Here is a 25,657-nt window from a genome sequence, read left to right on the forward strand (position 1 = left end):
GAGAAAGGAGTGCATTCATATGATAGATTATTTCCTAGAGCTTAGCCCAGTTGCTCAGACAATTATTGCAAGTTTGTTCACTTGGGGTATGACTGCACTCGGTGCCGCAATTGTATTTACAACGAAAACAGTGAATCAAAAATTCATGGATGCAATGCTAGGATTTGCTGGTGGGGTAATGATTGCAGCGAGTTTCTGGTCCCTATTAGCTCCTGCTCTTGAGATCGGTGCTAGTGGCAATACTCCAGCATGGCTTCCCGCGGCAATCGGTTTTATGCTTGGGGGGATTTTTCTATCGGGACTTGATAAAATTCTTCCACATTTACATCCAAATGCACCGATGAATGAAGCGGAAGGATTTCAACCGAAAAAGAGAAAACGAAGCACATTGCTAGTTCTGGCAATTACTATGCATAATATCCCGGAAGGCTTAGCGGTCGGTGTTGCATTCGGTGCGGTGGCAAGTGGATCAAGTCAGGCCTCATTCGCTGGCGCTATTGCACTTGCAATCGGGATGGGTATTCAAAATCTACCAGAAGGAATGGCTGTATCAATGCCACTTCGTAGAGATGGATATTCGAGAAGAAAGAGCTTTTTGTATGGGCAATTTTCCGGAATGGTTGAACCGGTTGCGGCAGTAATCGGTGTTATTGCGGTCACATTAGTGGAGCCGATTATGCCATATGCGTTAAGCTTTGCGGCGGGTGCAATGATATTTGTTGTTGCGGAGGAAGTTATTCCAGGCTCTCAAGAAGAGGGAAATAAGGATCTAGCATCAATGAGTTTAATGATTGGATTTACAATCATGATGATATTAGATGTTGCCCTTGGATAATTAACAGGCAGTCCCGATAGTGATTACTAACGGGACTGCCTGTTTCAGTTTGGATAAGTAATTGGGAATGGTACGGTTGCTGGAATTCGCTCGACACCCGCTTCACAATTCTTAACTATTTTCCTGCTCATACACTTATATTTAATTTAACCTGTTCCATATTTTTTAAAAAGAGGCATTATGAAGCAATTCCGCCTGATTTGTCGTGGAATTTTTTACAGTGGTCAATGCTTGATCAAAATCAGCAATCAAATCATCAACGTACTCAAGTCCTACTGAAAATCTTAGTAACCCATCTGTAATCCCTCGTTTTTCTCGTTCTGCTTTTGGCATTGCAGCGTGTGACATTGTTGATGGGTAGGAGAGAATTGATTCTACAGCACCAAGACTAACTGCAAAAACTGGAATTCGTACATTTTCAACAAATATTCTCGTTGCTTCCTTTGTTGGCAACTTTAATGATAATACAGCACCATCACCCGTCGATTGGGAACGATGAATCGTATGTCCAGGATGTGTAGCTAACCCTGGATAATAGACCGCTTCTACTATAGGATTTTCCTCTAAATAGTTCGCAATCTTTTCTGCGGATTTAGTAGACTGTTTCATCCGCGTTCCTAATGTTTTGATTCCTTGTATTAATTGGTAGGCATCCTGTGCACCTAAAATGGAGCCAAAGGAATTTTGGATGAAGGCTAGTTGTTCGCCAAGCTCCTTAGTCTTTGTCACTGCAAGTCCGGCAATGATATCACTATGACCAGATAAAAATTTGGTTGCGCTGTGAAGCACAAGGTCTGCACCTAGCGCAATTGGATTTTGATATAGTGGGGTCATAAATGTATTATCAACAAAAGCTAAACAATTATTTGCATGGGCAATCCGGATTAACGCAGATATGTCAGTAATATTCAAACAAGGATTTGACGGTGTTTCCATATATATTACCTTCGTATTCGATTGAATTGCCTGTGCTGTTTCAGTCAAATCTGTCATGTCAACAAATGTAAAGTCAATCGCATATTTATTCAGGACCTCGGTTACAAAACGATAGGTTCCACCATATACGTCTTTCGTCACAACAACATGGTCACCGGCAGATAGTAAGAAAAATGCCGAAGAGATGGCAGCCATTCCTGAAGCGAAAGCAAGACCCCTTGCACCGCCTTCAAGTTCGGCAATTTTTTCTTCGACAATCTGTTTTGTTGGATTTCCTGATCTACTGTAATCAAAATCACCAAATGTATCAAAGCTTTTTTGATGAAAAGTGGATGATAGATAGATTGGCGTATTTACCGCACCTGTTACAGGGTCTCCTTTAACATTTCCCGCTGCATGAATTAATTTTGTCTCAAGATGATTTATAGATTGAGTCATGAATATTCATCCTCCTTCTGCAATTGTGAAAATGCCTGTAATAAATCTGCTTTCGAATCATCAACTTGCTCAATCCCTACTTAAAATCGGAGTAGATCATCACTGATTCCTCGCCGAATTCTTTCTTCTCGTGGTATATCTGCATGTGTTTGTGTTGTTGGATACGTAATAAAGCTTTCCACACCACCGAGGCTTTCTGCGAAAACAATAAGTTTCATGTTTGATAAAAATGAATCAATCCAGTCGCTTTCCTGCATACGGAAGGATAACACTCCGCCTTTATTCGGATAGAATACTTCCGATACTGCGTATTGCTCCGATTAAAAGCTTGCAAGTTCCTTGGCGTTTTCTTCATGTTTATCCATTCGAAGTGCAAGGGTTTTTAATCCGCGAATCAGCAGCCAGGAATCGAATGGGGACAGGACTGCACCAGCAGAATTATGATTGGTAGTAAGTATCTCGCAAATATTAGCCCCCTTTGCAACAACTAACCCAGCTAATACGTCATTGTGACCCCGGATATATTTAGATGCACTATGCAGCACGATATCCGCACCCAATGTCAGTGGTTGCTGAAGATATGGAGTTAGAAAAGTATTATCGACTATTAGCAATACATCATGTTTATGAGCTAAATTTGCGTATTGTTTAATATCAATTTCCTGCATTAATGGATTTGTTGGTGTCTCGATATAAATTGCCTTTGTTTGTGCGGTAATGAATTGTTCCGTTGATTCAACATGATCAAATGGTGCATAGTTTGTTTTTATATCATTAGTGTTTGCATAGTAATCGAGTAATCGAAACGTTCCACCATAAATATCTTCAGGTACAAGTAATTGATCACCTGATTTGAAAAGGGACAGCACCAATTGAATCGCAGCCATCCCTGAGCTACAGTCAAAACCGGCATCTACTGCTTCTAAATCTGCAACTCCATCTTCGAGAATAGACCGTGTCGGATTCTTTGTTCGGGAATAGTCATAGCCAGTCGATTGTCCCAGTCCTTGATGCTGATATGCTGTAGATAAATAAATCGGCGGGTTGATTGCACCGGTTGTTGGATCACTCTTATTTCCCAATTGTGCTAATTTGGTTTCGATTTGTTTGCTCGTTGTCATTTTTTTCCTCCTAAGAAAATTTAGGCTAGGAATATGCCGTGATGAATAGGGTATAGGGTTATTCATTTAGATGCGGAGAACTAATATTTTCTCACAAAAAGAACATGGACCTTCATCAATAAGAAGAAGGTCCATGTTCTTTTTGTGCCATTCTTCTTATCTTCTAGGCAATACTCTACCTACTGGAATTAGCACCGTAACCATTCATGGTTGGTTGCTGAGACATCTTAGGGCCAGTCCCTCCGTCTCTCTGGATAAGAAATTAAAATATTAAATTTTCTGTATAATTAATTATTAATTATATTACAGGAATCTATATGAGAATGCAAGTAAATAATTGGAAAAAATTAACCCCATCATTATGCTAAAAAAAGTAGGTAATACTTGTTTCTTCACTTTCTACAAAGTGAAAGGATTTGCTCTATATGATTGTGAATGGAACGAAGCAATTGTTCTGGCAAGTGAACCTGTCATTAGAGTTCTTTTATTGGTTATAGCTTTTAACTATATCGGGTGATACATTTTATGAATTACCTTATAACATTCATCTCATGGTAGGATTCTATTTAATTACTTTTTACGGTAATACTTTCTTAACCACAAATAAAATTTATAACTACCTGGAAAGGAATGGAAAACCTATTATGCGAACTATTCAAACATCACAAGTTTTGGCAAATAGTAAATTTAACAAGTTTCACTTACTCGTATTTCTTTGGTGTTTTTATGCCATCGCCTTTGACGGCTTTGATGTTGCCTTATATGGCATCGGATTGCCACTAATGATGGAGGATTATAATATTACCATTGTAGAAGCAGGAGCAATTAGCAGCTATTCTGTTATTGGAACAATGGCTGGCACGTTTTTGTTTGGTTCTTTATCTGATATCATCGGCAGGAAAAAGGCTATCGCTATTTGTTTATTTTTATTCAGTGTGTTTACATTTTTATCTGGCTTTGCACCAAATGCTGATATTTTCCTGACTTTGCGCATTGTTGCCGCTCTCGGACTTGGTGGAGTAATGCCAATTCTTGTAGCTGTGATGGCTGAGTACTCGCCCAAGAAAAAACGGGCATTAACGGTTGCGATTATGTATTGCGGGTATTCTATCGGTGCAATTTGTGCTTCTTTAATAGGGATGTACCTGATGGAAAGTCTTGGCTGGAGATTTTTATATTGGCTTAGCATTCTCCCATTTCTAACCTTGCCATTTTTCCTGAAACAGTTTCCGGAATCCGTTTCCTATCATCTACTACGGAAACAGGGAGATAAAATAGCAAGTATTCTTAATAAAGTTGACCCTGATGGTAATTATCAAGCAACAGACAATTTTGAATATGAGCGTTTTAAAGAAAGCACGAAGGAATATCCAATAAAGAAAGTATTCTCGGAAAAGAGGATTCTTAGTACACTCGCTTTCTGGGTTGCAGTCGGATGTTCGATGTTAGTGATTACTGGATTAACAACATGGCTTCCAAAAATCATGTTAGAATCCGGACATGGAATCGCTTCTAGCTTATCCTTTAATCTTGTTCTATCTGTTGGCCAAATTACCGGATCTATTTTTGGAGGTATCTTAGTCGGACGAATCGGACATCGCAGAGTATTAATATCCATGTTCTTCATTGGGGCCCTTAGTTTTATTTTCCTAAGTTTGACCTCCAATTCGCTATTATTATATCTACTGATTGCTTTAACCGGTGCATGTACAGTAGGCACACAGAATTTAGTCAATCCATACATTTCGGAATTTTATCCTAGAGAAATTCGAGCAACAGGACTAAGTATAGCAGTTGGAGTTGGAAGAATTGGAGGAATATTGGCTCCAGTGGCCATTGCCCTATTGCTTACGACGAATTTAACACCACAGCATGCATTTATGGCATTTGCGATTCCTAGCCTTCTGGGAGCAATCGCTTTTATCATTGTTCAAGAAAAATATGCTAGTTTTGATCAAGTGATACAACCAGAGGAGCAGAGGACAGCTTAAATGTTCATTTATTGTTTCTTGAACTCTAAATATAATTCTAATTAACCTTATCCCGCATAACTGCAGTAAGATCATTATTCAAATAACCCTAAATATACCGTAGAATTGTAAATGGGGATCAACTGAATGTTAATTTCACTTTATTAAAGATTCTTAAGTATACGATTGAAAAGGTGATAAGGCAGTTGATTTGAAGGAACATTCGTTCCTAAAATGGCTAAAGAATGTTATAGTATAGAAAAACTATTAAATAGGTGAAATCTATGAAATTAATTTTAGCGGAAAAACCATCCGTAGCAAAAAATATTGCCGATGCACTAAAAATCAAAACAAAAAAAGATGGTTATTTTGAAGGGAATGATTATCTTATTACATGGGCTTTCGGTCATTTAGTAGAATTATATGATGCGAAGGACTATGACAGTAAGATGAAAAGCTGGAAAATGGACAATTTCCCGTTCATTCCATCAACATTCAAATATAAAGTGAAAAGCAATCCGAGAAATCGGGCACAGACAGATGGCGGAGCAGCTAAGCAATTAAAGATTGTTCAATCTTTAATTAAGCGGCAGGATGTAGAGTCGATCGTTTCCGCTTGTGATTTTGATAGAGAAGGACAATTAATTGGCGATAGCATTATTTATCGTGGAACAACACCAGCTAAACCTGTATATCGATTACTATTGAATGAATGGACACCAAATGAGGTAATCCGGGGTCTTGAGAATATGCAGTCCAATCAAACGATGAAGCCATTACGTGATGCTGGTATCAGCAGACAATGGGCGGATTGGGTGATTGGCATTAACTTAACTTCCGTTGCAACTTTGAAATACCAAAAAGGCAAAGGCAAGGCCTTGAATATTGGCCGCGTACTTATGCCAACCTTAAAGATTATTTATGATCGAGATAAGGAAATTGAGAATTTTGTTCCTGAGGATTATTTTAAATTAGTCGCAACGTTCGAAACGAAGGACGATAAGGAATATCAAGGCACATATGTAGAAAATAAAGAAGAAAAGTTTAAATCCAAAGAAAATCTCGAGCAGATCCATCAATTAATACAAGGGAAACAAGCACAGATTTTTGATAAGCAGGTAGAAAAGAAGAAGGAATTTCCACCATTTTTATTCAATCTTTCTAACCTGCAAGGATATATTACAAGTAAATTTAAAGGATTTACGTCCGATAAAGTACTAAAAGTGGCACAATCATTATATGAGAAGAAGTTCATAACGTATCCAAGAACATCAAGTACAGCATTAGAGGAAAGTCTAGTAGCGAAAACCGCGAATGTACTAAAGACACATACAGAAGATTTGCCATATAAAGATGAGATTAAATTTATGAAAACGAAACGCGTGTTTAATAATGCAAAAGTGGAGAGCCATAGCGCAATAATTCCTACATATTTAAAACCGAAGCGGCTAACAAGTGATGAGCAGCTTGTGTATACAGCAATTAAAAACCGATTTATTATGCAATTCATGCCAATTGCTGAGTATGAGGAGACAAGTTTAAAGACAAAATTAGTGGATACTGTTCTTAAAGGTCTCTTTGTATCAAAGGGAAAGGTGCAACTTGTAGAAGGATGGAAAAAGGTAGAAAAAATCCAATCGAAGGATACGATTTTACCCTTTGTACAAATTAATGATCCGGTAAGTCTAGTTGGTTCTGAGGTAACATCACATGTCACGAAGCCACCGAAACGGCATACGGAAAAAACGTTGCTTCGTGTAATGGAAACCTGTGGACGGAGCTACAAGGAAGAGGATAGTGAAGAACTGTTAGGCAGCATTTTAACAGGATTTAGTATTGGAACACCAGCGACAAGGGCAGAGACGATTAAGAAATTAAAGGATGTCGGCTATATTACAACGGATAGTAAAAACCTACTTTGTACGGAGTTGGGTAGGGATTTAGTAGAAACCTTTCCTGTTCAAGAGCTATTTGATTTGGAATTTACTGGACGTCTTGAGAAAGGTTTGGCAGATATTCAAAAAGGAAAAGCAAGCAAACAGGAATTTTTGAACATCGTCTTTAATTTCACTAATAACTCAGTAGCTACAATCAAGGATGCGGATGAAAGGATAATTAATGAGGTCGCATCACCAAAAATATCGAAGGAAGTACTTGGAACATGTCCACAATGTGGCGGGAAGATAATTGAAGGATATAAAGGATTTGGCTGTAGTAATTGGAAAAATGGTTGTAAGTTTACGATTTGGAAAAATGATAAGTATTTAGCGATGATGAAGAAAAAACCGACGAAAACGATGGTAAAGCAGCTTCTATCGAATAAGAAGGCATATGTTAAAGGACTAACGAGTAAAAGGGGAAAGAAATTCAATGCATATTTAAGCTATGAGAAGAATCCTGATAATGCATACTATAGCTGGAAAATGGAGTTTAAAGATTAGATATGAGACCTTTCTGGCCCATTGAATCTACTAATAAAAGTGTTTTTAAGCCTTTTTTGTGAATAAGGTGTATACTAAAGGGAGAGGGTAATATTATATAGTTGGAGGTATTATCTATTAGATGGGAAAATAAATTAAAAATCCTCAAAAAAGGTGAAGGGTGATTGAGTGAAAAAGGTAACAGTAAGTGTAACGGAAGAATTGGGATATGGTACATTAATATGGGTATATGCTAATAATCATAAGGTATATCACAGCAATAAGCGCGTTGATCGTGTGAAATCGTTTGATGATCTTGATTCTAACTTTTTAGGAAAAGTAGAAGCACTTAATTTAAACAAAACGGATAAAAAAACGGTACTAAATCTTATTCTTGAAAAAACAGACCGGGTTTTTGGTGTATGTGTAGATAAAAAGAAAAACACAAAGAATAATGGTACAGACGATTTTAGCGTCGTTTTTTTCCCGAGTTGGGAACAAGTAATGACCTTTGCAGAAACCTCGTTTCAAGAATTGGCGGAAACAGAAGTGCAACGGAAAAAAGAGGCAAAAGAAAAATGGCTTGAAAAAGGAAGATTGTTTGCTCAAAAGAAACATGCAAACAGGGAAAAAGTTAAGAAGTAAATACGTAACAAAAGCTTGTATCCTTTTTAAAAGGGACAAGCTTTTTTTATTTGCTTTGGACTGAAATAGTTATTTTGTAGTATTGACTTTCTCCGGAATTTTTCAAAACTATAGATAAGGATACATAGATAGGAGAGAGATTATGTTTAAACAGGGCATAGGAATGATAGCTATACTTGTTTTCTTCCTTTCTGCATGTAGTGATAATAAGGCAGAGGATGATAGCAAGGGGCAAGAGGAAAATATAGCAGAAGCGGGTTCTGGTGAGATAGAAGAATTAGTGCGAGAAGAAAGCATAGTAGAACAATTAGAATCGGGCAAACTGATTGATTCAAGAGATGCAATGAAGGAACAGCAAGGCGGGATATTTGTTGCAGATGTTGGGCTGGAAGAGGAGCAAATGGAATCATCGGAGACTACATATGACGAAACAACCGTTGAGGAATTGATGGATGAAATAAAACGTTTAACAAAGGAAACCAATAAACCAGCCACAATTTATAAAGGGCTTGTCTATTTACTTGGATCACCTAATTATAAGCAAGCGATTGAAAAAGCAGAGGCATTTGAGCCGGAATTTGCAGAACCATATTTGCCCGAACCGGGAAAAACAGAAGAAGAAATAGCAAATGAGCCCCAGAGTGGAAAGGCAATCATTTTACTTGATGCAAGTTCTAGTATGTTACTTCCCGTTGATAATCAAGTGAAAATGGATGTTGCAAAGGAAGCTGTGCTCCGGTTTGGTGAAACGATTGGTCAAGATAGTGATATTTCTTTAGTTGTATATGGACATAAGGGATCTGAATCTGCTGAAGATAAGGAACTATCATGCACGGGAATAGAAGAGATCTATCCGATGGGTGCATATGATGAGGCAGCATTTGAACAATCTTTGACAACTTTCGAAAGTAAAGGATACACACCACTCGCAGGGGCAATTGAGAAAGCGATGGAAATGAGTCGTGATTTCTCGGAATCTGTCACTGTTTATATCGTAAGTGATGGTGTGGAAACATGTGATGGAGATCCGGTTCAAGTAGCCGCAGATTTTGTAAAGGATAATGATACGAGATCCGTAAATATTATTGGCTTTAATGTTGATCAAACTGCAGAAAATCAGTTGAAGCAGGTTTCCGACGCTGGGAATGGTGAATACTATGCTGCGAATAATGCAGATGAATTAAAAACAACGATTGAGAAACAATGGTTGCCTTCAGATATTGATTTAGCCTGGGCGTTTCTAAAGGCACCAGATGGCTGGAAAACACTTGCTGAATACGAACGTTTTGATGAAGAACTAAATCCAATAAAAAAAATGATTGAAAATGAAAACAATCGCTATCGACAAGCATTACAAATTATACAGGATGAGCAATTGGTAGAAAATGATGTTGCACTGGATCTGCAATACGCAATAAATGAGCAAAATCAAGTCATGAATAATTTAATGAATGATTTTCGCTCCGAAAAGATAGAAGAGATAAACGACCGGGCACAAGCGATTAGTGATGAAGTTACCGCATGGACTGAGGAAATGAAACGTCTTAAACGGGCTAATGAATGATTCCAATGTCAATTTATTCCATTGGAATTACTCTCGGATATCGTTAGACAATATCCATAATTTTGGTTTTTTTAAGGTAAATAAGCTTAATGAATTTTGTGCTTATGTATTTTTTGTAGAAAATGAGAAGAAAATTAGCCTAAACGTAAAATATTTGATATTATTAATAGGTAAACTAAACGTTACATATTGATATAGGCGGAAGGATATATTATATTATTTTGTGAAGGTTAATACATGCAAACGCTTATTCAATTTGCAATTTTATGTAGTATAGATAAAATGAAAGGTGGATGGTTTAAATGAGTAAACCGAAAATTGTTGTCCTTGGTGCTGGTTATGCAGGGATTACTACAACAAAAAGACTAACAAAACAATTATCACCAGAACAAGCGGAGATTGTACTAATTAATAAACACAACTATCACTATGAAAGTACATGGTTACATGAAGTAGCAGCAGGAACAATTAGCCCGAATCAAGCACGCTACATGATTAGTGATGTTATTAATCCTAATCGAGTACGTTTAATTTATGATTCAGTAGTTGAAATTAAAAAAGACGAAAATCGTGTTGTATTAGAAAACAGTGAAGTAACGTATGATTACTTAGTTGTTGCACTTGGCTTTGTTACGAATACATTTGGAATTAAAGGAATGAACGAACATGCTTTATTCATTCAAGATATTGATTCTGCACGTTTAATTAGCGAACATATTGAATACCAATTTGCACAATATAGTGCAGGTGAAAATACAGACGAAGAAAGCTTAAACATCATCGTTGGTGGTGGCGGATTTACTGGTATTGAATTCGTTGGTGAGCTAGCTGACATCGTTCCTAAGCTTTGCAAAAAATACGATATTGCTAGAAATAAAGTACGTATTATTAACGTGGAAGCAGCGCCATCTGTATTACCAATGTTTGATCGTGATTTAGTATCTTACGCTCTCCAAGCACTTGAAGCACGTGGCGTTGAATTTAGAATGGGTGCTGCAATTAAAGAATGTACTAAAGAAGGATTCATCGTTGGTGACGACGCCGAATTAATTAAAGGTGGAACAGTTGTATGGACTGGTGGAGTTACAGGTAACCCTGTACTTGGTAAGTCAGGCTTTGAATTAGTAAAAGGTAAAGTAAATGTTGATGCAGATCTTCGTGTACCAGGTGAAGAAAATCTCTTCGTCCTTGGTGACTGTTCATGGGTAATGGACAAGCAATCTGGTCGTCCATATGCGCCAACAGGCCAATTAGCAATGCAAGAAGCAGACGTTGCGGCATATAACCTTAAAGCATTGCTTACGAATCAACCATTAAAAGAATTTGCATTAGATGATAAAGGTACCGTTGCATCGTTAGGTCTTTCCGATGGAATCGGCAGTATCTTCTCAGGTACTAAATTACAAGGGAAAGCAGCGGCAGCAATGAAAAAAGTAGTTGATGACCGTTCACTATTCTTAGTAGGTGGACCAAAATTAGTGCTTAAAAAAGGTAAATTCCGTCCTTTCTAATCTTTAATCAAAATAAAAATAGCTCTAATAATTTGTCACAAAAATTGAGGAGGTACATTCTAGATGAGAAAATGTTTATATGGTGCGTTACTTGTGCTTGCGTCAGTAATTGGCTATAGAATCGCAAGTGATTGCTTAGAAGACTCAAGAGATTTTCGTTAAAAATTAGAGGAGTAAGACCACCCAGCACTTTAGTTGGGTGGTCTTTTGACGTTTAGAGATCAAGTCTGTAACCTAAAAGCTCGAATAAACCACATTTTTCCCGCATATAACGATCTTATTCTGTTCAACTTTCTTTTTACATGATTTCACCAGTTCTACTCATACTAAAATAGAGGTGAAATTCATGTTACTATCAAGTCTCTCTATTCTTTTATTTATGATTCCCGTTCATTCTGAAGAAGAAACGTTGGGTGTAAGCAACGATGATATTATTTTGCAAAATATTGAAGTAGATCAATATGCACTTCCATATCTTGAGCCGATTTTTTTGGATGATAATAAAATGAAATTATTAATGAACCGTCTGGAAGAAGCAATTTATCAAGAGCCAGTAAATGCACGTTTTTCAACTAATGGACTAATCATTTCCGAGAAGCTTGGAGTAACATTAGATCGTAATCAGTTTCAATCACTATTTCGAGAGCATTTTTATAGCAACACGATTCGTAATTTTGAAGTCCCTAAAAAATCTATTTACCCGAAAGTAGACAGTGGTTTATTAGGGGAAATAAGTGTGAAGCGACTTGGAACATATACCACCTTTTTTCGAAAGAGTAATGTAGAACGTACCCATAATATTGCGCTTGCGGCAGAAGCGATTAATAACTATGTGCTCTTTCCAGGGGAGACCTTTTCCTTTAATCGGATTGTTGGCGAGCGGACTAGGGAAAGAGGGTATAAACGGGCACCGGTAATTGTTCGAGGAGAATTATCAGAAGATATTGGTGGTGGGATATGTCAAGTATCATCCACGCTTTATAATGCAGTGGATTTGAAAGGAATCCAAATTGTGGAACGCTATGCCCACAGTAGGAAGGTGCCATATGTGCCACCAGGTAGAGATGCAACAGTAAGCTGGTGGGGACCAGATTTTGTATTTAAGAACATGTATAATGAGCCTATTTTAATTCGAGCGGGTTCAGCGGAAGGAACAATGTGGGTATCCGTTTATTCATCCGATACAGCAGAGTATTTTACTGGCAGTTAATTAACAGGAAAATAAAAACGCGCAGTTGTTTGAAAACTGCGCGTGAGTCAATGAATTGAAATTAATTTTGTTTGTGTAATTCTAATTCAACGTGGATTATAATTTCATCTCCAACTAGAACCCCACCTGTTTCAACAGAAGCATTCCATACTAAACCAAATTCTTTACGACTGATTTTCGTTTTTCCACTGAATCCAGCAACTGTATCTCCGCCCATTGGGTCTTTACTTTGTCCTTCGAAAGTAATATCAAAAGTTGCAGGTTTTGTTACGCCATGAATTGTTAAATCACCAGTTACATCGTAATCTGAACCAGATTTCTTTTTGATATCTGTAGCAACAAATGTTAAATTAGGTTGATTTTCTATATCGAAGAAATCTGCTGAACGTAAGTGGTTATCACGATCATTATTACGTGTATTAATGCTTGAAGCATCAATTGTTACTTCAATTTTAGCATCTGTCAAATCTTCAACATCTGCTTCAATATTTACATCGAATTTTTCAAATACACCTTTTACTTTTGAAATCATCATATGTTTTACTGAAAAACCAATTTCACTGTGCACTGCATCTACTGTCCATTTTACGTTTGTCATAATATAATCCCTCCAGAAATAATTTTAAATGCGTTGGTTACTTTATGTCACTAAGTATAGAATAATAAATTGAAGTTGTCAACAACATTTAATTACAAACATTTAAATTAAATGTTTGTAAACTTTCATTAAAGTTCCATTGCATACTTAACTTTAGTATTCCCCACATTCTAAATCTAAAACGGACAATATATTAAGATTTATTCACAATTTTCTGTTCCGTTCTGACTTGTTAATGAAGACGGAATTTGGATGGAAAACAGCACTTATTAGAACGATAGCGTCTCCATTAGCATGAATCTATCAATTTCCCGTAGTCGTCGAATATCTAGTTGCTGTATGATTTTGTTGGAAAATTTACTAGGAGGATGTAGCGTACTTTCCTATCCAAGCATAGGCTATAGCACTACTGGATGAAGGGAAGCGACTAAAAATGGAATTAACAATTACCCATGGGCTTTATGGGTTATTTACCCTCCTTATTATTGTTACGATGATATTTCGGAAAGGGGTAGTGTTACCGACACTACTTGGTACGTTTATTATTGCCTGGGTCTATTCAGGAAATATGATTGATGGATTTATTGCAATATTTAATGCGAACCTAGTAGCGGCACAAGAGCTTTTCAGTATTTTCCTTATCATCACCTTTATGTTGGCACTCTTACATTCATTACGTGATTTAGGAGCGGATAAAAGGATGATCCAACCAATCCAAAAGCTGATGGTGAATGGACATGTTTCCTATTTTGTGTTAGTGGGAGTGACCTATGTTATCTCTTTATTCTTCTGGCCAACACCAGCAGTTCCATTAATCTGTGCGCTACTTGTCCCCGCTGCTGTTCGCTCTGGGCTCCCAACGATGACAGCAGCAGTTGCCATTGCCATTGCTGGGCAAGGAATGGCACTTTCTTCCGATTATATCGTACAGGTTGCACCAAGTTTATCTGCTGCAGCTGCAGGTATAGAAACGTCGCTTGTTGCCGATAAAGCGATGGTGCTTTCGCTTATCACTGGAGGAGTTGCGATTGCATTAGCGTATATATTCTACCGAAAGTCGATCCGTGCAAAAGACGATAAACGTAACGAATTGGAGCTGCAAACATTACAATCAGCGGATGAATCAACCAATAAAGCGAAGACATTACATTTATCGACGTGGAGTAAACTTTTTGCGATTTTTGTTCCCCTATCCCTTCTAATCGTCGTCATTTATATGATGTATAGCAAATTATTTTCTGGTAGTAGTGATTTAGTTGGGGGAGACGGTGCAGCGTTGGTTGGTGGCGTTGCAGTCATCCTATTATTACTCTCGACAGTTGCCTTTGGAAAGCATTACGCATTGGATTATATTAGTAATCATATAACGGAAGGGTTTGTATTTGCTTTTAAAGCGATGGGACCAGTCATTCTGATAGCAGGTTTCTTCTTTCTGGGAAGTCCCGATTTCTCTGGGAAAATATTGGGTGTAGAGCAGGGTCCTGCATTATTATTTGAACTTGTCCAATCTACCCAATCATTCCTACCTCAGAGTGCACTGCTAGCAGGGGTTAGTATATTGGTAATTGGTATCATCACGGGTCTGGATGGTTCAGGGTTCTCTGGATTACCTTTAACAGGGGCACTTGCTGCATCATTTACAAACAACTCAATCGATACGGAAACCCTTGCAGCAATCGGTCAAATGGGTGCGGTATGGACGGGTGGTGGAACCATTGTTGCCTGGTCATCATTAATTGCAATTGCGGGATTTTGTGGTATATCGGTAATGGATCTCGTCCGAAAAAACTTTTGGCCGGTAATTATTGGGTTATTTGTTTCAACATTGGTTGCTATCTTTTTATTGTAAAAGCAGAATTTTAGTTTAACTAAGAGCCATTTGTTATAATTTGAATAGTAAGAGTAAATTGGCGCATTTCAGTGAGGAATGATTGCTCGCTGAAATGTTAGCTTAACACGGGGATGTACTTTAACGGAAAGGGTGGTATTGTGAAGGCATTTGTACTAGAATATGGGGAATTAAAAATAAAAGAAATGGAAGCACCTGTAGCAGGAAAAGGGGAAGTCGTTGTTGCACTACGTGTTGCTGGGCTGAATCGACGCGATTTATACATACCGAATAGAATGGGGAGTGACAAAGAGGCATTAATCCTTGGTTCAGATGGTGCAGGGATAGTAGAAGCCATTGGCGAAGGTTTGAAACGCTTTAAAATTGGTGATGAAGTAATAATAAATCCTTCCTTACGTTGGTTTGATAATAGTGATGCACCACCGGCAGCGTTTGATTTACTTGGAATGCCTGATCATGGAACGTTCGCTGAGAAAATTGCCTTATCAGAGGAACAACTAGAGAAAAAACCAGCAAGTCTTTCGTGGGAGGAAGCAGGGGTACTAGCATTATCTGGTTTAACAGGTTATCGTGCATTATTTACGAAGGGTCAGTTAAAAGAGGGGGATACCGTCTTTATTCCTGGTGCAGGAAGCGGTGTTGCAACATACCTTATTGCATTTGCAAAGAATGTAGGTGCAAAGGTAATTGTTACCTCGAGAAGCGAAGAAAAGCGGAAATTAGCGAAAGCGTTAGGTGCAGATGTTACACTTGATACGAATAGTGACTGGCAGAAGGAATTAGCAAATGAAATGATTGATTTGGTGATTGAAAGTGTTGGACGTGCTACCTTTAATCGATCGCTTGGAGTATTGAAAAAAGGTGGACGTATTGTTGCATTTGGTGCAACGACAGAAGATACGATTGATTTTGATTTACGTCACTTTTTTTATGGCCAATATCAACTGTTCGGAACAACTATGGGAAGTAGGGATGAACTTCGTGCATTGCTAATTCACATTGAAAAATATAATCTGCATCCCGTAATTGATCGGACATATACGCTAGAACAGGCGCAGCAGGCTTTTGACTTTTTAATAGATGGAAAACAATTTGGGAAGATTGCAATACAGATCGAAAGCTAAGAATAAAGGGGGAAGCGGTCGTTGAATGAAGTACATGTTTAGGAAATCGCAGCAAATCGATGCAATTCTCTTTTTATTTCACAGGAAATCAGTTAGGGATATTTTTAAGAGCAACCAAGTTTTCTAATGTCTTATTTACAAATAATTGTAGTCTTGCTTCAATACTTCTAACTGAAGCAAGACAGCCTTTTACTTGTGAGCCAACTGTCATGTTCGCTTTACAGTCTTCATCCTTTTGCCTTAAAAATCAAAGCACCAATAACACCGAATATAATTGCTGCTGATATCCCTGAACTTGTTACTTCAAACATTCCCGTGATTACACCGATAATTCCGTGTTTTTCTGCTTCAGCCATTGCGCCGTGCACCAATGAGTTACCGAAGCTTGTAATTGGAACAGTCGCACCAGCACCAGCAAAATCAATTAAAGGTTCATAAAGACCAAGTCCATCTAGTATTGCTCCTGCAACAACTAAAGTTGTCAATGTATGGGCAGGAGAGAGTTTAAATACGTCGAACATAATTTGCCCAATGACACAAATAAGGCCACCGATTACAAACGCCCAAAAGAAAATCATTTTCTATCACGTCCTGATTCTATGGAAACTGCATGTGCAATACATGGGATTGGATCTTTTTGATAAATGCTTAGTGGAGAGTGAAGTGCACCAGTTGCAACAACGAGTATCCGGTCAAATTCACCTTGCTTCAGTCGATTTAAAAAATGACCGTAAGTAACAACGGCAGAACATGCCGGACCACTTGCACCAGCAAGAACGGCCTGATCCTCTCGGTAAATTGTCAAACCACAATCAACATATTTTTCCTCGGGAATGTCAATACCATGTTTATGCAATAGATCTAATGAAACCTCTCTGCCAATTTGTGCTAAATCTCCGGTAATAATTAAATCATAATACGTATGGTCTATATTTCTTTCCTTTAAATGGGCTTCTATGGTTTCAACAGCAGCAGGGGCCATCGCACCACCCATATTAAATGGATCTGTCATGCCCATATCCACTATTTTCCCAATTGTTGCTGATGTTATCACTGGACCTTCACCTTCTTTACCTACGAGTGCACAACCTGCTCCAGTCACAGTCCATTGTGCAGTCGGTGGCTTTTGTCCACCGTATTCTGTTGGGTAACGAAATTGTCTTTCTGCTGATGCGTTATGGCTCGATACCCCACTCAGAATATGATTTGCACCACCAGCATTAATGATGGCCGCAGAAAGTGCTAAGCTTTCCATTGATGTAGCGCATGCGCTAAATAATCCGAAATAGGGTGTACCTAATGTATTCGCTGCAAAGCTTGTTGGGGTAATTTGATTAATTAAATCACCTCCGATAAAAAACTGAACCTGTTCTTTTTCAATATTGCTTTTTTTAATTGCAATTTGGCAGGCTTCCTCCATTAATGCTTGCTGTGCCTTTTCAAAGGATGCTTGTTTTAACCAAATGTTATCATGTAATAAATCAAAATCATTTGGGATCATTCCATTTGCCTCAAAAGGACCACCAACAGTACCAGTAGCTAGGATAACTGGTTTATTGTCAAAGACCCATGTTTGATGTCCAATTAGCACTAGAAACCACCCCATTCAAGTATAATTGTTTTAATCAATGCGACGATAAATGCAGAAAACACTCCATAGACAATAACAGGTCCTGCGATTTTAAAGATATTTCCACCGACACCCAAAATGAATCCTTCTGTTTTATGTTCAATTGCAGCAGAAATGACAGCATTTCCGAAGCCGGTTACTGGTACAGCAGATCCTGCCCCAGCAAATTGGCCAATCCGATCATAAACACCGAATCCGGTTAATAGCATCGTTAAAAAGATCAATGTAGCTGTGGTCGGATTTCCAGCCGTTTGTTCAGTAAAATTAAAGTAATAAATATAAAAGGTGGAAATAAGCTGACCAATAAGACAAATGAATCCACCTACTAAGAATGCTTTCAAGCAGTTTTTTAACAGTGGCCGCTTTACTTCCCGTTGTTGTTGAAACGCTTGATACTTCAGTGCATCAGGTGGTAATTTTTTCTTCTTTTTATCTGTCATATTTCCATCACTCTTTTCATTTATTTCTGAATCGAAATTTATTCTCTAGAAACTTTTGTTTCGTAATTGTATTTAATCATTTATGTCTGTTCCTTCGACAACTTGATAATTTCTTTAAGTCCTTTATCAAGTTTATCCTCAGTAAAATGGTCTGCTTGGATCTCTTCTTCTAATTTTTCAAGCTCAAGGAAAATTTTTAAGTCTGTCGAAAATTCCACATCCAGTTTAGGAAATGAATCTTTCAATTCCTTCTCCATTTTTTTCCTTAAAGATTTTAGTGTGAATCGTTCACTGTGGTTAACTTTAACAGCAACTACAATGGTCTCAGAATTATTAACTGCTTTAATTGCTGAAATTTCTTCATGTTTATTTATCATTTCCTTTGCATCAGCAGAAGGTTGTTGGTCTATTAGCTTATTACTTCCTGTTATTGGAGTATCTTGTTTATTCTGATCTGTATTAGAATCGGTTCCGCAACCGAATAATAGAAAGAATAGACTCACTGTTATGATGGCTTTTTTTCGATTCATGAAGTTCACTCATTTCTAATAACCGAGTAGGTTTGTTGTCATCTTATTAAGTTGCAGGTAATGCTTTGTATTATGTAGGAAGCTGAAGTTCCAGCTTCCAATGATTATTGTTTATATTGTGGTTCCTCTTGTTCAATTTGCTGTATTCTTGGTTCAACGGTTTGTAAAACTGACATTGTTTGTTGAGCTGCATCTTGATACATTTGTTTCGCTTGTTTGTTATCCGTTTCTAGTGCGAATTGTTCAAAGCTTGCCTGGACACTTTTTAGTCCGGCAATCGTTTGCTTCACCTGAGTTGCTACTGTCATGAAAAAACCTCCCTAAATTTTAACGTCACTATTAAGGTTTGATATTTCGCTCTAAGTTATGCGGTTAATTTTTTTCCTATATCTTCCTTTCGTTATATATTAAGCCATAATAACAATAATACGCTCCATTGTGGAAAGCAAAGTGTATATTCAGAGTGGATGGATAGATGTACTTATGTAGTAAAAAAGCACATTCAATGAATGTGCTTTTTGGGGCATTATCTTTTATTTAATTTTTGGTCCTTTACATAGCTACTTACATCCATCCGAACGGTATTCTGGTATTTGCGGATCATTTGTTCAGTCCATGTATCTGTTCTCGTATTACTCGTGCGATGTTGGTAATAGTTTTGAAGCTCTATATCATAAGCAGAAATTGCAGTTTGTTGCGATTCAAATGATTGATATTTGTTTTCATGATAAACAGCTTCGAAAGGTAGACGTGGTTTTAATTCTGGTCGATGGGCAGGAGTGCCTACTGCCATCCCAAAAAGTGGTATGACATATTTAGGGAGCCTTAATAACTCACTTACATGGTAAATATCATTTCTAAGACTACCAAGGAAGCAAATTCCGAGCCCCATTGACTCTGCTGCAATTGCTAAATTTTGTGCGGAAAGTGCCGCGTCGATAGTTGTAACAATAAATTGTTCCGTGCTCTCCAACGTTTCCTGCATTTGAACTTGCTCTTCGCGTGTAGCAAGTTGTGAGATGCGATGTAGATCGCCGCAAAATACGAATAAATGACCATTATTTTCAACATATGGTTGACCGGATACTTTTCTTAGTTCTTCCTTCAAAAAGGGATCTGTCACACCAATAATTGTATATGCCATCACATTACTAGATGAAGATGCTTGTTGTGCGGCTTGGATTAGTGTATGTATTTGTTCTTCAGTTAATTTATCATCTGTAAATTTACGGATGGAACGATGATTTAATATCGTTTCAATGGTATGATTCATTACAATAAATCCTCCTTGTAACAGTTATGTAAATACCTCATTCTATTTAATTTTAGTAAAAAATAAAGCTACAATAATAATTATACAGGAGTATAATAAGTTAATGTTGTAATGCGTATCAATTCCAATTTCTTTTTGATACACTCTAGATATATTCATCACTTTCATTGGCAAATAGGAAAGTAAAAATGATAGGAGGATTTTATGAAGACATTTAAGCTTAAGATGCTAACTATTATTACCCAAGAAAATGGAAATATAGTACAAAATAATATACCATTGTTAAATGGTCTCATTATTAATCGGGAAGATGATACGAATCGTTGGTTAATCGAAGCCTATATAAAAAAAACAAACGAAGCCTATTTTAATCAGCTTCTAGAAGACAAAAAAGAAATCATGCTACAAGTGAAAATTACGAAGGAAAGCAATGAGCCAGCAACATTTATTACATCAATCCTTAGTGTAAATGAAATCGGGGAAAATATAAATGTACTATTTACCGGAACAATTGTTGAACGTAAAGAATCGATATTAAAGGAATTAACTGATTTATTAGAAGCGGGTTATCGTGACAAGGACTAATTAGAGGAATTTGATAAAATAGTAATAAAAAATTTGTAATAATGTTAGCATTGGATACGAAAGTCAATTAGAAAAGTAAAACGAAATACGTAGGAGTAAGACTAATGAAATATATTCACTTTCATCATCAATGGTTAAATAAACGAACACCAGCACAATTATTACTATTATTTTATTTATTATCAATAATTATTTCAACAGCAGCGCTTTCATTACCGATTGCATATCAAGACGGAGTTGAAGTTGAATTTATTGATATCTTGTTTACTGCTGTAAGTGCAATTAGTGTAACAGGTCTTAGTACCATTTCCATTGTCGATACTTTGAGTACGACTGGTATCATTATTTTGGATATTATTTTGCATTTTGGAACGATTGGAATTATGGCTTCAGGTACATTTATCTGGTTATTAATCGGGAAGAAAATTGGACTACGTGAACGCCGTTTAATTATGACGGATCAAAACCAAACGAGTTTTCAAGGAATGGTCCGATTAACGAAACAGATTGTGCTCATATTATTAGTTATAGAAGTTATTGCCTTTCTTATTTTAGGAACATATCTTTTAAACTACTATCCGACAGCAAAAGAAGCATATTTTCATGGATTTTTTGGAACGATTAGTGCATTATCAAATGCAGGATTTGATATAACCGGCGCATCATTATTACCGTATAGCCATGACTATTTTGTCCAATTCATTATTATGTTGTTGATCATTTTTGGCGCAATTGGATTTCCTGTATTGATTGAAGTAAAGGAGTACTTATTTGCTAGGTATGAAAAAAGGAGGGCACTCCGTTTTAGTTTATTTACCAAAGTAACGACAACTACCTTTTTTATTTTAATTTTTGCAGGTGCATGTATCATTTGGTTACTTGATAGCAATGATTTCTTTGCTGGTAAGTCATGGCATGAGGCGTTGTTCTATGCGTTATTCCAATCTGTGACAACAAGAAGCGGGGGCATGTCAACAATGGACATAAACCTGCTATCGGAAGAAAATCATTTGTTTATTTCATTCCTAATGTTTATTGGTGCATCGCCAAGCAGTGCAGGGGGAGGAATTCGAACCACAACATTTGCATTAGTTCTTATTTTTATCTTTACTTATGCTCGTGGAGGAGGAAGTATTCGCCTGTTTAAAAGGGAAGTATATGAAGAAGATTTGTTAAAAGCTGTTATGGTAACACTTGTTGCATCGGCAATGGTACTTGTATCTGTACTACTCATCTCTTCCCTAGAGCCGTTCTCATTAATGCAGGTGATATTTGAAGTAACGTCTGCCTTTGGTACGGTTGGTCTTTCATTAGGCATTACAAGTGATTTAAGTAATGCTAGTAAAATACTGCTTATGTTACTGATGTTTATTGGTAGGCTTGGCCTCTTCACCTTCATTCTGATGTTTAGAAAGAATAAACAGGGCGGGGAATTCCATTATCCGAAAGAGAAAATCATTATCGGCTAAAAAAATGATAACCTGTGCTCTTAGATAGCAGCACAGGTTATTCCATTAGCAGTAAAATGCTGCTCCTACAATGATTAAAAGAATAAAAAGCACCACAATCAACGCGAAATTGTTTCCATATCCGCCACCACATTCATATGCGGGACTTTGATATCCGCCGCAGCCGAATCCACCATAGCCAAAACCCATGCTCTTTCACCTCCTGAACGTTACTTTATACTATATGTTTAATCACTCAAGGTGTATGGACGTTTGCACTAGTTAATAAGAAATGCAACGACAAAATGGAGTGAATTCAATTGGAATTGCATAAATGGAGATTTACTTACAAAAGATTAAGAATATGTTAAAATGGAAAGGAAAAGTGGTATAAAAATGTAATGTTAATTGTTGATAGAATGAAAGGGGTGCTTGTTCATGGAAATCGCTTTTGGAATCGTTTGCTTTGCAATTCTTGCACTAAACATCGGATTTTTTGTTTTTGATAATGAATAGAAACAAAAGCGCAAGCACCCGTTAAGCGACGTACGAAGGCGAATGAAGTCTCGCTAGGAGCAAGGGCGCTGGAGCTGGCTGAAAATAAGCGGAATTTTATGATTTCCTAAGTTACAAAGAGAAGGGGCAACAATATGCTGCCCCTTCATCAAATCCTTCGTTTTCAGTTTGTTAATTCCCATTCACTAAACGGATAAATAATAATTTCAGATTTACCAATAATCTCTTCTTCCTCGATAAAACCAAGACCATTTCGGCTATCCATGCTAATCGCACGATTATCTCCCATAACAAAGTAATTATCCTTTGGAACCGTAATTGGACCAAAATTTCCAGTTTGCATGATCGCATCATTTGTGATGAAAGTCTGTTTATATGGATCCCCATCGATTAGAAGTTCTCCGGCAATAATTTCTATCTGTTCACCTGGTAATCCAATTACTCTTTTTACATAGTTTTTATTTGGCCTTTGTATGATAATAATGTCACCTCTATCAGGTTCATTTATTAAATAGACAAATTTATTAAAGATTACTCGTTCCCCATCTTCAAGTGTAGGATCCATACTTTCACCTTCAACAATAGAAGTAGCAAAAATAAAGGTACGTAATAATAGTGCTATAATGATTGCAATTACAATTGCTTTTCCCCACTCTAGCCATTCATTTTTTTCTTTCGATTTAGTCAATGAGGACATTCCTTCCTTAGAAAACTTGGTTGCACTTATGTAGTAATAAAGTCATTATACTTTATTATCTACCATAAAACTTTCAATTATATAGTAGCATAATGTACATTACTATTCGAATATGAACCTTTGCTTTTCACTATCCATTATAACAGATTTTCATTATTATAACTTGTCAAGGACTAATTGCCTATGTTAATGTATATACAACTGTGACGGGAGGTCTTATTAAATAAAATGAATATGAATAAGGAACTTCAACAACGAATTGAATGCTTGCGCTACAAAATGGTAAAGATAGCAGCGAGTAAAGGATTAACGGATATTGAATCGGTTAAAATCAGTCAGGAATTAGATCATGTATTAAATCACTATGAAAAAGTAAAGGGACAAAATGATAATCATAATATGTAAACCTCTTTTCGGTATACCTTCCATCATTTACTCCCAAGCTTCCATTGCTATTATCCTGCATTTACTTACTATGATAAAGTAATCTTTTCTAATGTAATACTTCCTTCAAATTTAGTTACTTAATATATTTCCAGAATATTCTACTTGCTCAACGTAGGGTTTTGTCGCCTAATATGCCGAATTTCGATAAAATAAACATATTTCTATCAATTGTGACAAAAATTTAATAAAATGTTCAAATAATTTAGATATAATATGCCGAAAATAGGGTATACTAAGAGTAGTACATGATAAGGGGTGTAAATACAAAATGAGACCTAGAGCATTGAATTTTGATCAACTTGTAAAACAAAACAAACAAGAACTTTTAGAAGATGAAAAAAAAATAACACAAATAGAATTACGTTTAGAAAAGAAACATAGAGATTTGGTAAGTTCTGGATCCAAGGAATTAAAATAATTGGATAATTAGCAGTTCGTCCGATTGTAAATATGATAAAGCAATAAGAAGCGGAAGCTACAGGTCATCCCTGTCGCTTCCAATTTTTGTTTGCTTAGGAAACTATAAAATTGGATGCTGTGGAAAACTTAATTACCGAGAACAGCCACGTTCAGCATCAGCGCTAAAGCTGTAGCGAGACTTCCCTAACCTCCGTACACAGCTCAAACGGGCGCTTGCACTTTTGTTCTTTTTTTGATTAAAAAGTGTTCAGTGTATATTTTCCATTTGAAACGTTGAGAATGCAGTTAAGGAGAGAATAATGAAAAGGGAAGGGTGTTGACTGTGCTGGCTATTTCTAACTGGATCAATGGTTTTCTTGAAATATTTGAAATAAAAACAAGTCATTTCTATTTCATCTTGGTATTGATCGCAATATTAACTAGTTATATGATTATGAAACCAGTGATAACTTGGATTGTTTCATTCAAGTCAACGAAGCTTCTAACGTATTTAATGAGTAGTTTGGTTGTGATGCTAAGTATATTTATTATGTCTTTATTTGTAGAACAGCCATTTGATATAATTATGTTCAAAACGCTATTACAGGCCATTTCGACTTTTGGAATTGTATTAGCACTGTTTTATACCATCGTGACGGTAATAAAAAAAGCGTAGTAAATAAAAAGGCGCCTTTCGCATCATATATAGCCATTGGTTTATCATGAATACAGTATTATTTCATTATGTAAATCAATATTGCTAATCTTTGTAGTAAAGTAAAACTTAGGCTATCACCTAAAGATTTGGATTAGCCTAAGTTTTATATTTGAATGATATTCAGTTTAATATCGCTTGGATTTTGTTGGTGGCCATTCCATTTTTCCTAAAGAGGAAGGGGTATAGTAAGAAGAGGTATACCGTTGTTGCTTTATCCGTTGCTTCTTTTCAGGCTTCCAATTAATGTATTCATAGACAATACTTTTTGCTTTTGATAGCGACATTTTCGTAGGTGGATTCCGATAATTTTGATCAAGGGAACCTAGATGTTCAAGTTCTTTGAAGTCCTGTTTAGTAGGTGGGATATGAAAATAATAATCCGCTACCTTAACAAGAAGAGTGGAGTGTTGATTACTGAACTTTGGATGATCTGAAAAATGAAGACCTATCTTATTTGCACGCTTTTCCTTAATTAATTTATTAATCGTTTCTTTCTTAATGAAATATAAATGCTTTGGCTCTGGGGCCGTTTTTGCGTGACGATTGATTGTAAACAATGCTTGAGCTAAATCATGTATTGGAATCGTTTCTGACAAACTGAATTCCTCCTTCCAATCTAAATATAATCACTATCTCTATCGTATCGCAAAGCTTGTCCTAGCGCAAGAGAAAGCGGAAGCAATTCATTAATAAATGTGCAAATCTGATATTTGGAGCTGGACATGGATTCTATTGTCAAGAGAATTAAGGCAG

General features: G+C 36.8%; 24 protein-coding genes, 2 pseudogenes and 1 riboswitch. Of the genes and pseudogenes, 14 read left to right on the forward strand and 12 right to left on the reverse strand.

The genetic code is table 11. The features are described 5' to 3' along the window. Nucleotides 1-19 precede the first annotated feature (19 nt). On the forward strand, nt 20-835 hold the full coding sequence (locus tag CWR48_RS12520) for a ZIP family metal transporter (RefSeq protein ID WP_115773564.1): 816 nt from the start codon (nt 20-22) through the stop codon (nt 833-835). A 165-nt stretch (nt 836-1,000) separates the two neighbouring features. Here the strand turns inward: CWR48_RS12520 and metC are convergent, their stop codons facing one another. Further along, complete coding sequence (gene metC, locus CWR48_RS12525; RefSeq protein WP_115773565.1) at nt 1,001-2,209, reverse strand: cystathionine beta-lyase; 1,209 nt, start codon at nt 2,207-2,209, stop codon at nt 1,001-1,003. Beyond that, nucleotides 2,206-3,330: pseudogene (locus CWR48_RS12530) on the reverse strand (methionine biosynthesis PLP-dependent protein). The gene metC and the pseudogene CWR48_RS12530 overlap by 4 nt, the downstream one beginning before the upstream one ends. Before the next feature lie 153 nt (nt 3,331-3,483). After that, nucleotides 3,484-3,591, reverse strand: a riboswitch (SAM riboswitch). 383 nt (nt 3,592-3,974) lie between these two features. Here CWR48_RS12530 and CWR48_RS12535 point away from each other — a divergent pair. The 6 genes from CWR48_RS12535 (at nt 3,975) to CWR48_RS12560 (ending at nt 12,650) form a co-directional block, all read left to right on the forward strand. Next, on the forward strand, nt 3,975-5,321 hold the full coding sequence (locus CWR48_RS12535) for an MFS transporter (RefSeq protein WP_115773566.1): 1,347 nt from the start codon (nt 3,975-3,977) through the stop codon (nt 5,319-5,321). Between the two features lie 263 nt (nt 5,322-5,584). Further along, the gene (locus CWR48_RS12540; RefSeq protein WP_115773567.1) at nt 5,585-7,741 is read left to right on the forward strand and encodes a type IA DNA topoisomerase; all 2,157 of its coding nucleotides are present in this window, start codon (nt 5,585-5,587) and stop codon (nt 7,739-7,741) included. 168 nt (nt 7,742-7,909) lie between these two features. Next, a complete protein-coding gene (locus CWR48_RS12545) occupies nt 7,910-8,365 on the forward strand; it encodes a hypothetical protein (RefSeq protein WP_115773568.1) in 456 nt (151 codons plus the stop codon). A gap of 142 nt (nt 8,366-8,507) precedes the next feature. Beyond that, nucleotides 8,508-9,929 (forward strand): vWA domain-containing protein, encoded by a 1,422-nt coding sequence (locus CWR48_RS12550; protein WP_115773569.1) that lies wholly within the window; start codon nt 8,508-8,510, stop codon nt 9,927-9,929. Between the two features lie 302 nt (nt 9,930-10,231). Continuing rightward, nucleotides 10,232-11,440 carry an NAD(P)/FAD-dependent oxidoreductase gene (locus CWR48_RS12555; RefSeq protein WP_115773570.1) on the forward strand — a complete coding sequence of 403 codons (1,209 nt, stop codon included), beginning with the start codon at nt 10,232-10,234 and terminating at the stop codon, nt 11,438-11,440. A 346-nt stretch (nt 11,441-11,786) separates the two neighbouring features. Beyond that, on the forward strand, nt 11,787-12,650 hold the full coding sequence (locus CWR48_RS12560) for a VanW family protein (RefSeq protein ID WP_245976796.1): 864 nt from the start codon (nt 11,787-11,789) through the stop codon (nt 12,648-12,650). A gap of 61 nt (nt 12,651-12,711) precedes the next feature. Here the strand turns inward: CWR48_RS12560 and CWR48_RS12565 are convergent, their stop codons facing one another. Beyond that, nucleotides 12,712-13,248 (reverse strand): YceI family protein, encoded by a 537-nt coding sequence (locus tag CWR48_RS12565; RefSeq protein ID WP_115773571.1) that lies wholly within the window; start codon nt 13,246-13,248, stop codon nt 12,712-12,714. 433 nt (nt 13,249-13,681) lie between these two features. On the opposite strand from CWR48_RS12565, the gene CWR48_RS12570 reads away from it, so the two are divergent. Both CWR48_RS12570 and CWR48_RS12575 read left to right on the forward strand, forming a co-directional pair. Next, nucleotides 13,682-15,097, forward strand: a complete 1,416-nt coding sequence (locus CWR48_RS12570) for a hypothetical protein (protein ID WP_115773572.1) — start codon at nt 13,682-13,684, stop codon at nt 15,095-15,097. A 140-nt stretch (nt 15,098-15,237) separates the two neighbouring features. Continuing rightward, the gene (locus CWR48_RS12575) at nt 15,238-16,221 is read left to right on the forward strand and encodes a zinc-binding dehydrogenase (RefSeq protein ID WP_115773573.1); all 984 of its coding nucleotides are present in this window, start codon (nt 15,238-15,240) and stop codon (nt 16,219-16,221) included. Between the two features lie 227 nt (nt 16,222-16,448). On the opposite strand, the gene spoVAE is transcribed toward CWR48_RS12575, so the two are convergent. The 6 genes from spoVAE to nfsA all read right to left on the reverse strand — a co-directional run bounded on the left by spoVAE (nt 16,449) and on the right by nfsA (nt 20,094). Then, nucleotides 16,449-16,799, reverse strand: coding sequence for a stage V sporulation protein AE (gene spoVAE, locus CWR48_RS12580; protein ID WP_115773574.1), 351 nt, complete (start codon nt 16,797-16,799; stop codon nt 16,449-16,451). Further along, nucleotides 16,796-17,812, reverse strand: a complete 1,017-nt coding sequence (spoVAD, locus tag CWR48_RS12585; protein WP_115773575.1) for a stage V sporulation protein AD — start codon at nt 17,810-17,812, stop codon at nt 16,796-16,798. Before spoVAD ends, spoVAE begins: the two co-directional genes overlap by 4 nt. Continuing rightward, the gene (gene spoVAC / locus CWR48_RS12590; RefSeq protein ID WP_115773576.1) at nt 17,812-18,291 is read right to left on the reverse strand and encodes a stage V sporulation protein AC; all 480 of its coding nucleotides are present in this window, start codon (nt 18,289-18,291) and stop codon (nt 17,812-17,814) included. Before spoVAC ends, spoVAD begins: the two co-directional genes overlap by 1 nt. Before the next feature lie 80 nt (nt 18,292-18,371). Beyond that, the gene (locus CWR48_RS12595; RefSeq protein ID WP_115773577.1) at nt 18,372-18,821 is read right to left on the reverse strand and encodes a hypothetical protein; all 450 of its coding nucleotides are present in this window, start codon (nt 18,819-18,821) and stop codon (nt 18,372-18,374) included. Between the two features lie 104 nt (nt 18,822-18,925). Beyond that, on the reverse strand, nt 18,926-19,129 hold the full coding sequence (locus CWR48_RS12600) for a DUF1657 domain-containing protein (protein WP_115773578.1): 204 nt from the start codon (nt 19,127-19,129) through the stop codon (nt 18,926-18,928). A gap of 218 nt (nt 19,130-19,347) precedes the next feature. Then, nucleotides 19,348-20,094 carry an oxygen-insensitive NADPH nitroreductase gene (gene nfsA / locus CWR48_RS12605; protein WP_115773579.1) on the reverse strand — a complete coding sequence of 249 codons (747 nt, stop codon included), beginning with the start codon at nt 20,092-20,094 and terminating at the stop codon, nt 19,348-19,350. Between the two features lie 204 nt (nt 20,095-20,298). Here nfsA and CWR48_RS12610 point away from each other — a divergent pair, with 204 nt between their 5' ends. Together CWR48_RS12610 and CWR48_RS12615 are read left to right on the forward strand one after the other, a co-directional pair. Next, entirely contained in the window at nt 20,299-20,679 is a 381-nt protein-coding gene (locus CWR48_RS12610) for a YwpF family protein (protein WP_115773580.1), read from the forward strand. 104 nt (nt 20,680-20,783) lie between these two features. Then, nucleotides 20,784-22,148 (forward strand): TrkH family potassium uptake protein, encoded by a 1,365-nt coding sequence (locus CWR48_RS12615; protein WP_115773581.1) that lies wholly within the window; start codon nt 20,784-20,786, stop codon nt 22,146-22,148. Nucleotides 22,149-22,193: 45 nt separating this feature from the next. On the opposite strand, the pseudogene CWR48_RS20835 reads toward CWR48_RS12615, so the two are convergent. Together CWR48_RS20835 and lepB are read right to left on the reverse strand one after the other, a co-directional pair. Further along, nucleotides 22,194-22,274 (reverse strand): annotated as a pseudogene (locus CWR48_RS20835) (YjcZ family sporulation protein); the annotation flags it as partial. A gap of 532 nt (nt 22,275-22,806) precedes the next feature. Next, nucleotides 22,807-23,331 (reverse strand): signal peptidase I, encoded by a 525-nt coding sequence (gene lepB, locus CWR48_RS12625; protein ID WP_115773583.1) that lies wholly within the window; start codon nt 23,329-23,331, stop codon nt 22,807-22,809. 237 nt (nt 23,332-23,568) lie between these two features. Here lepB and CWR48_RS12630 point away from each other — a divergent pair, with 237 nt between their 5' ends. The 3 genes from CWR48_RS12630 (at nt 23,569) to CWR48_RS12640 (ending at nt 24,862) form a co-directional block, all read left to right on the forward strand. Next, the gene (locus tag CWR48_RS12630; RefSeq protein ID WP_115773584.1) at nt 23,569-23,745 is read left to right on the forward strand and encodes an aspartyl-phosphate phosphatase Spo0E family protein; all 177 of its coding nucleotides are present in this window, start codon (nt 23,569-23,571) and stop codon (nt 23,743-23,745) included. A 310-nt stretch (nt 23,746-24,055) separates the two neighbouring features. Further along, nucleotides 24,056-24,205 carry an FbpB family small basic protein gene (locus tag CWR48_RS12635; RefSeq protein ID WP_115773585.1) on the forward strand — a complete coding sequence of 50 codons (150 nt, stop codon included), beginning with the start codon at nt 24,056-24,058 and terminating at the stop codon, nt 24,203-24,205. A 324-nt stretch (nt 24,206-24,529) separates the two neighbouring features. Then, nucleotides 24,530-24,862 carry a hypothetical protein gene (locus CWR48_RS12640; protein WP_115773586.1) on the forward strand — a complete coding sequence of 111 codons (333 nt, stop codon included), beginning with the start codon at nt 24,530-24,532 and terminating at the stop codon, nt 24,860-24,862. 167 nt (nt 24,863-25,029) lie between these two features. Here the strand turns inward: CWR48_RS12640 and CWR48_RS12645 are convergent, their stop codons facing one another. Beyond that, nucleotides 25,030-25,500 (reverse strand): YkyB family protein, encoded by a 471-nt coding sequence (locus CWR48_RS12645; RefSeq protein WP_115773587.1) that lies wholly within the window; start codon nt 25,498-25,500, stop codon nt 25,030-25,032. Nucleotides 25,501-25,657 lie beyond the last annotated feature (157 nt).

Origin of the sequence: Oceanobacillus arenosus (assembly GCF_003369575.1) — a bacterium.
GTDB classification, from domain to species: Bacteria; Bacillota; Bacilli; order Bacillales; family Amphibacillaceae; genus Oceanobacillus; species Oceanobacillus arenosus.

Excerpts from the sequence above, each read along its gene's own strand:
- CWR48_RS12550 (WP_115773569.1), top strand. The coding sequence starts at position 8,508 with ATGTTTAAACAGGGCATAGGAATGATAGCTATACTTGTTTTCTTCCTT.
- CWR48_RS12565 (WP_115773571.1), bottom strand. The coding sequence starts at position 13,248 with ATGACAAACGTAAAATGGACAGTAGATGCAGTGCACAGTGAAATTGGT.
- CWR48_RS12610 (WP_115773580.1), top strand. The coding sequence starts at position 20,299 with ATGAAGACATTTAAGCTTAAGATGCTAACTATTATTACCCAAGAAAAT.
- CWR48_RS12600 (WP_115773578.1), bottom strand. The coding sequence starts at position 19,129 with ATGACAGTAGCAACTCAGGTGAAGCAAACGATTGCCGGACTAAAAAGT.
- CWR48_RS12520 (WP_115773564.1), top strand. The coding sequence starts at position 20 with ATGATAGATTATTTCCTAGAGCTTAGCCCAGTTGCTCAGACAATTATT.
- CWR48_RS12595 (WP_115773577.1), bottom strand. The coding sequence starts at position 18,821 with ATGAATCGAAAAAAAGCCATCATAACAGTGAGTCTATTCTTTCTATTA.
- CWR48_RS12535 (WP_115773566.1), top strand. The coding sequence starts at position 3,975 with ATGCGAACTATTCAAACATCACAAGTTTTGGCAAATAGTAAATTTAAC.
- CWR48_RS12630 (WP_115773584.1), top strand. The coding sequence starts at position 23,569 with ATGAATATGAATAAGGAACTTCAACAACGAATTGAATGCTTGCGCTAC.
- spoVAE (WP_115773574.1), bottom strand. The coding sequence starts at position 16,799 with ATGATTTTCTTTTGGGCGTTTGTAATCGGTGGCCTTATTTGTGTCATT.
- CWR48_RS12635 (WP_115773585.1), top strand. The coding sequence starts at position 24,056 with ATGAGACCTAGAGCATTGAATTTTGATCAACTTGTAAAACAAAACAAA.
- metC (WP_115773565.1), bottom strand. The coding sequence starts at position 2,209 with ATGACTCAATCTATAAATCATCTTGAGACAAAATTAATTCATGCAGCG.
- nfsA (WP_115773579.1), bottom strand. The coding sequence starts at position 20,094 with ATGAATCATACCATTGAAACGATATTAAATCATCGTTCCATCCGTAAA.
- spoVAC (WP_115773576.1), bottom strand. The coding sequence starts at position 18,291 with ATGACAGATAAAAAGAAGAAAAAATTACCACCTGATGCACTGAAGTAT.
- CWR48_RS12560 (WP_245976796.1), top strand. The coding sequence starts at position 11,787 with ATGTTACTATCAAGTCTCTCTATTCTTTTATTTATGATTCCCGTTCAT.
- CWR48_RS12570 (WP_115773572.1), top strand. The coding sequence starts at position 13,682 with ATGGAATTAACAATTACCCATGGGCTTTATGGGTTATTTACCCTCCTT.
- CWR48_RS12540 (WP_115773567.1), top strand. The coding sequence starts at position 5,585 with ATGAAATTAATTTTAGCGGAAAAACCATCCGTAGCAAAAAATATTGCC.
- CWR48_RS12555 (WP_115773570.1), top strand. The coding sequence starts at position 10,232 with ATGAGTAAACCGAAAATTGTTGTCCTTGGTGCTGGTTATGCAGGGATT.
- CWR48_RS12615 (WP_115773581.1), top strand. The coding sequence starts at position 20,784 with ATGAAATATATTCACTTTCATCATCAATGGTTAAATAAACGAACACCA.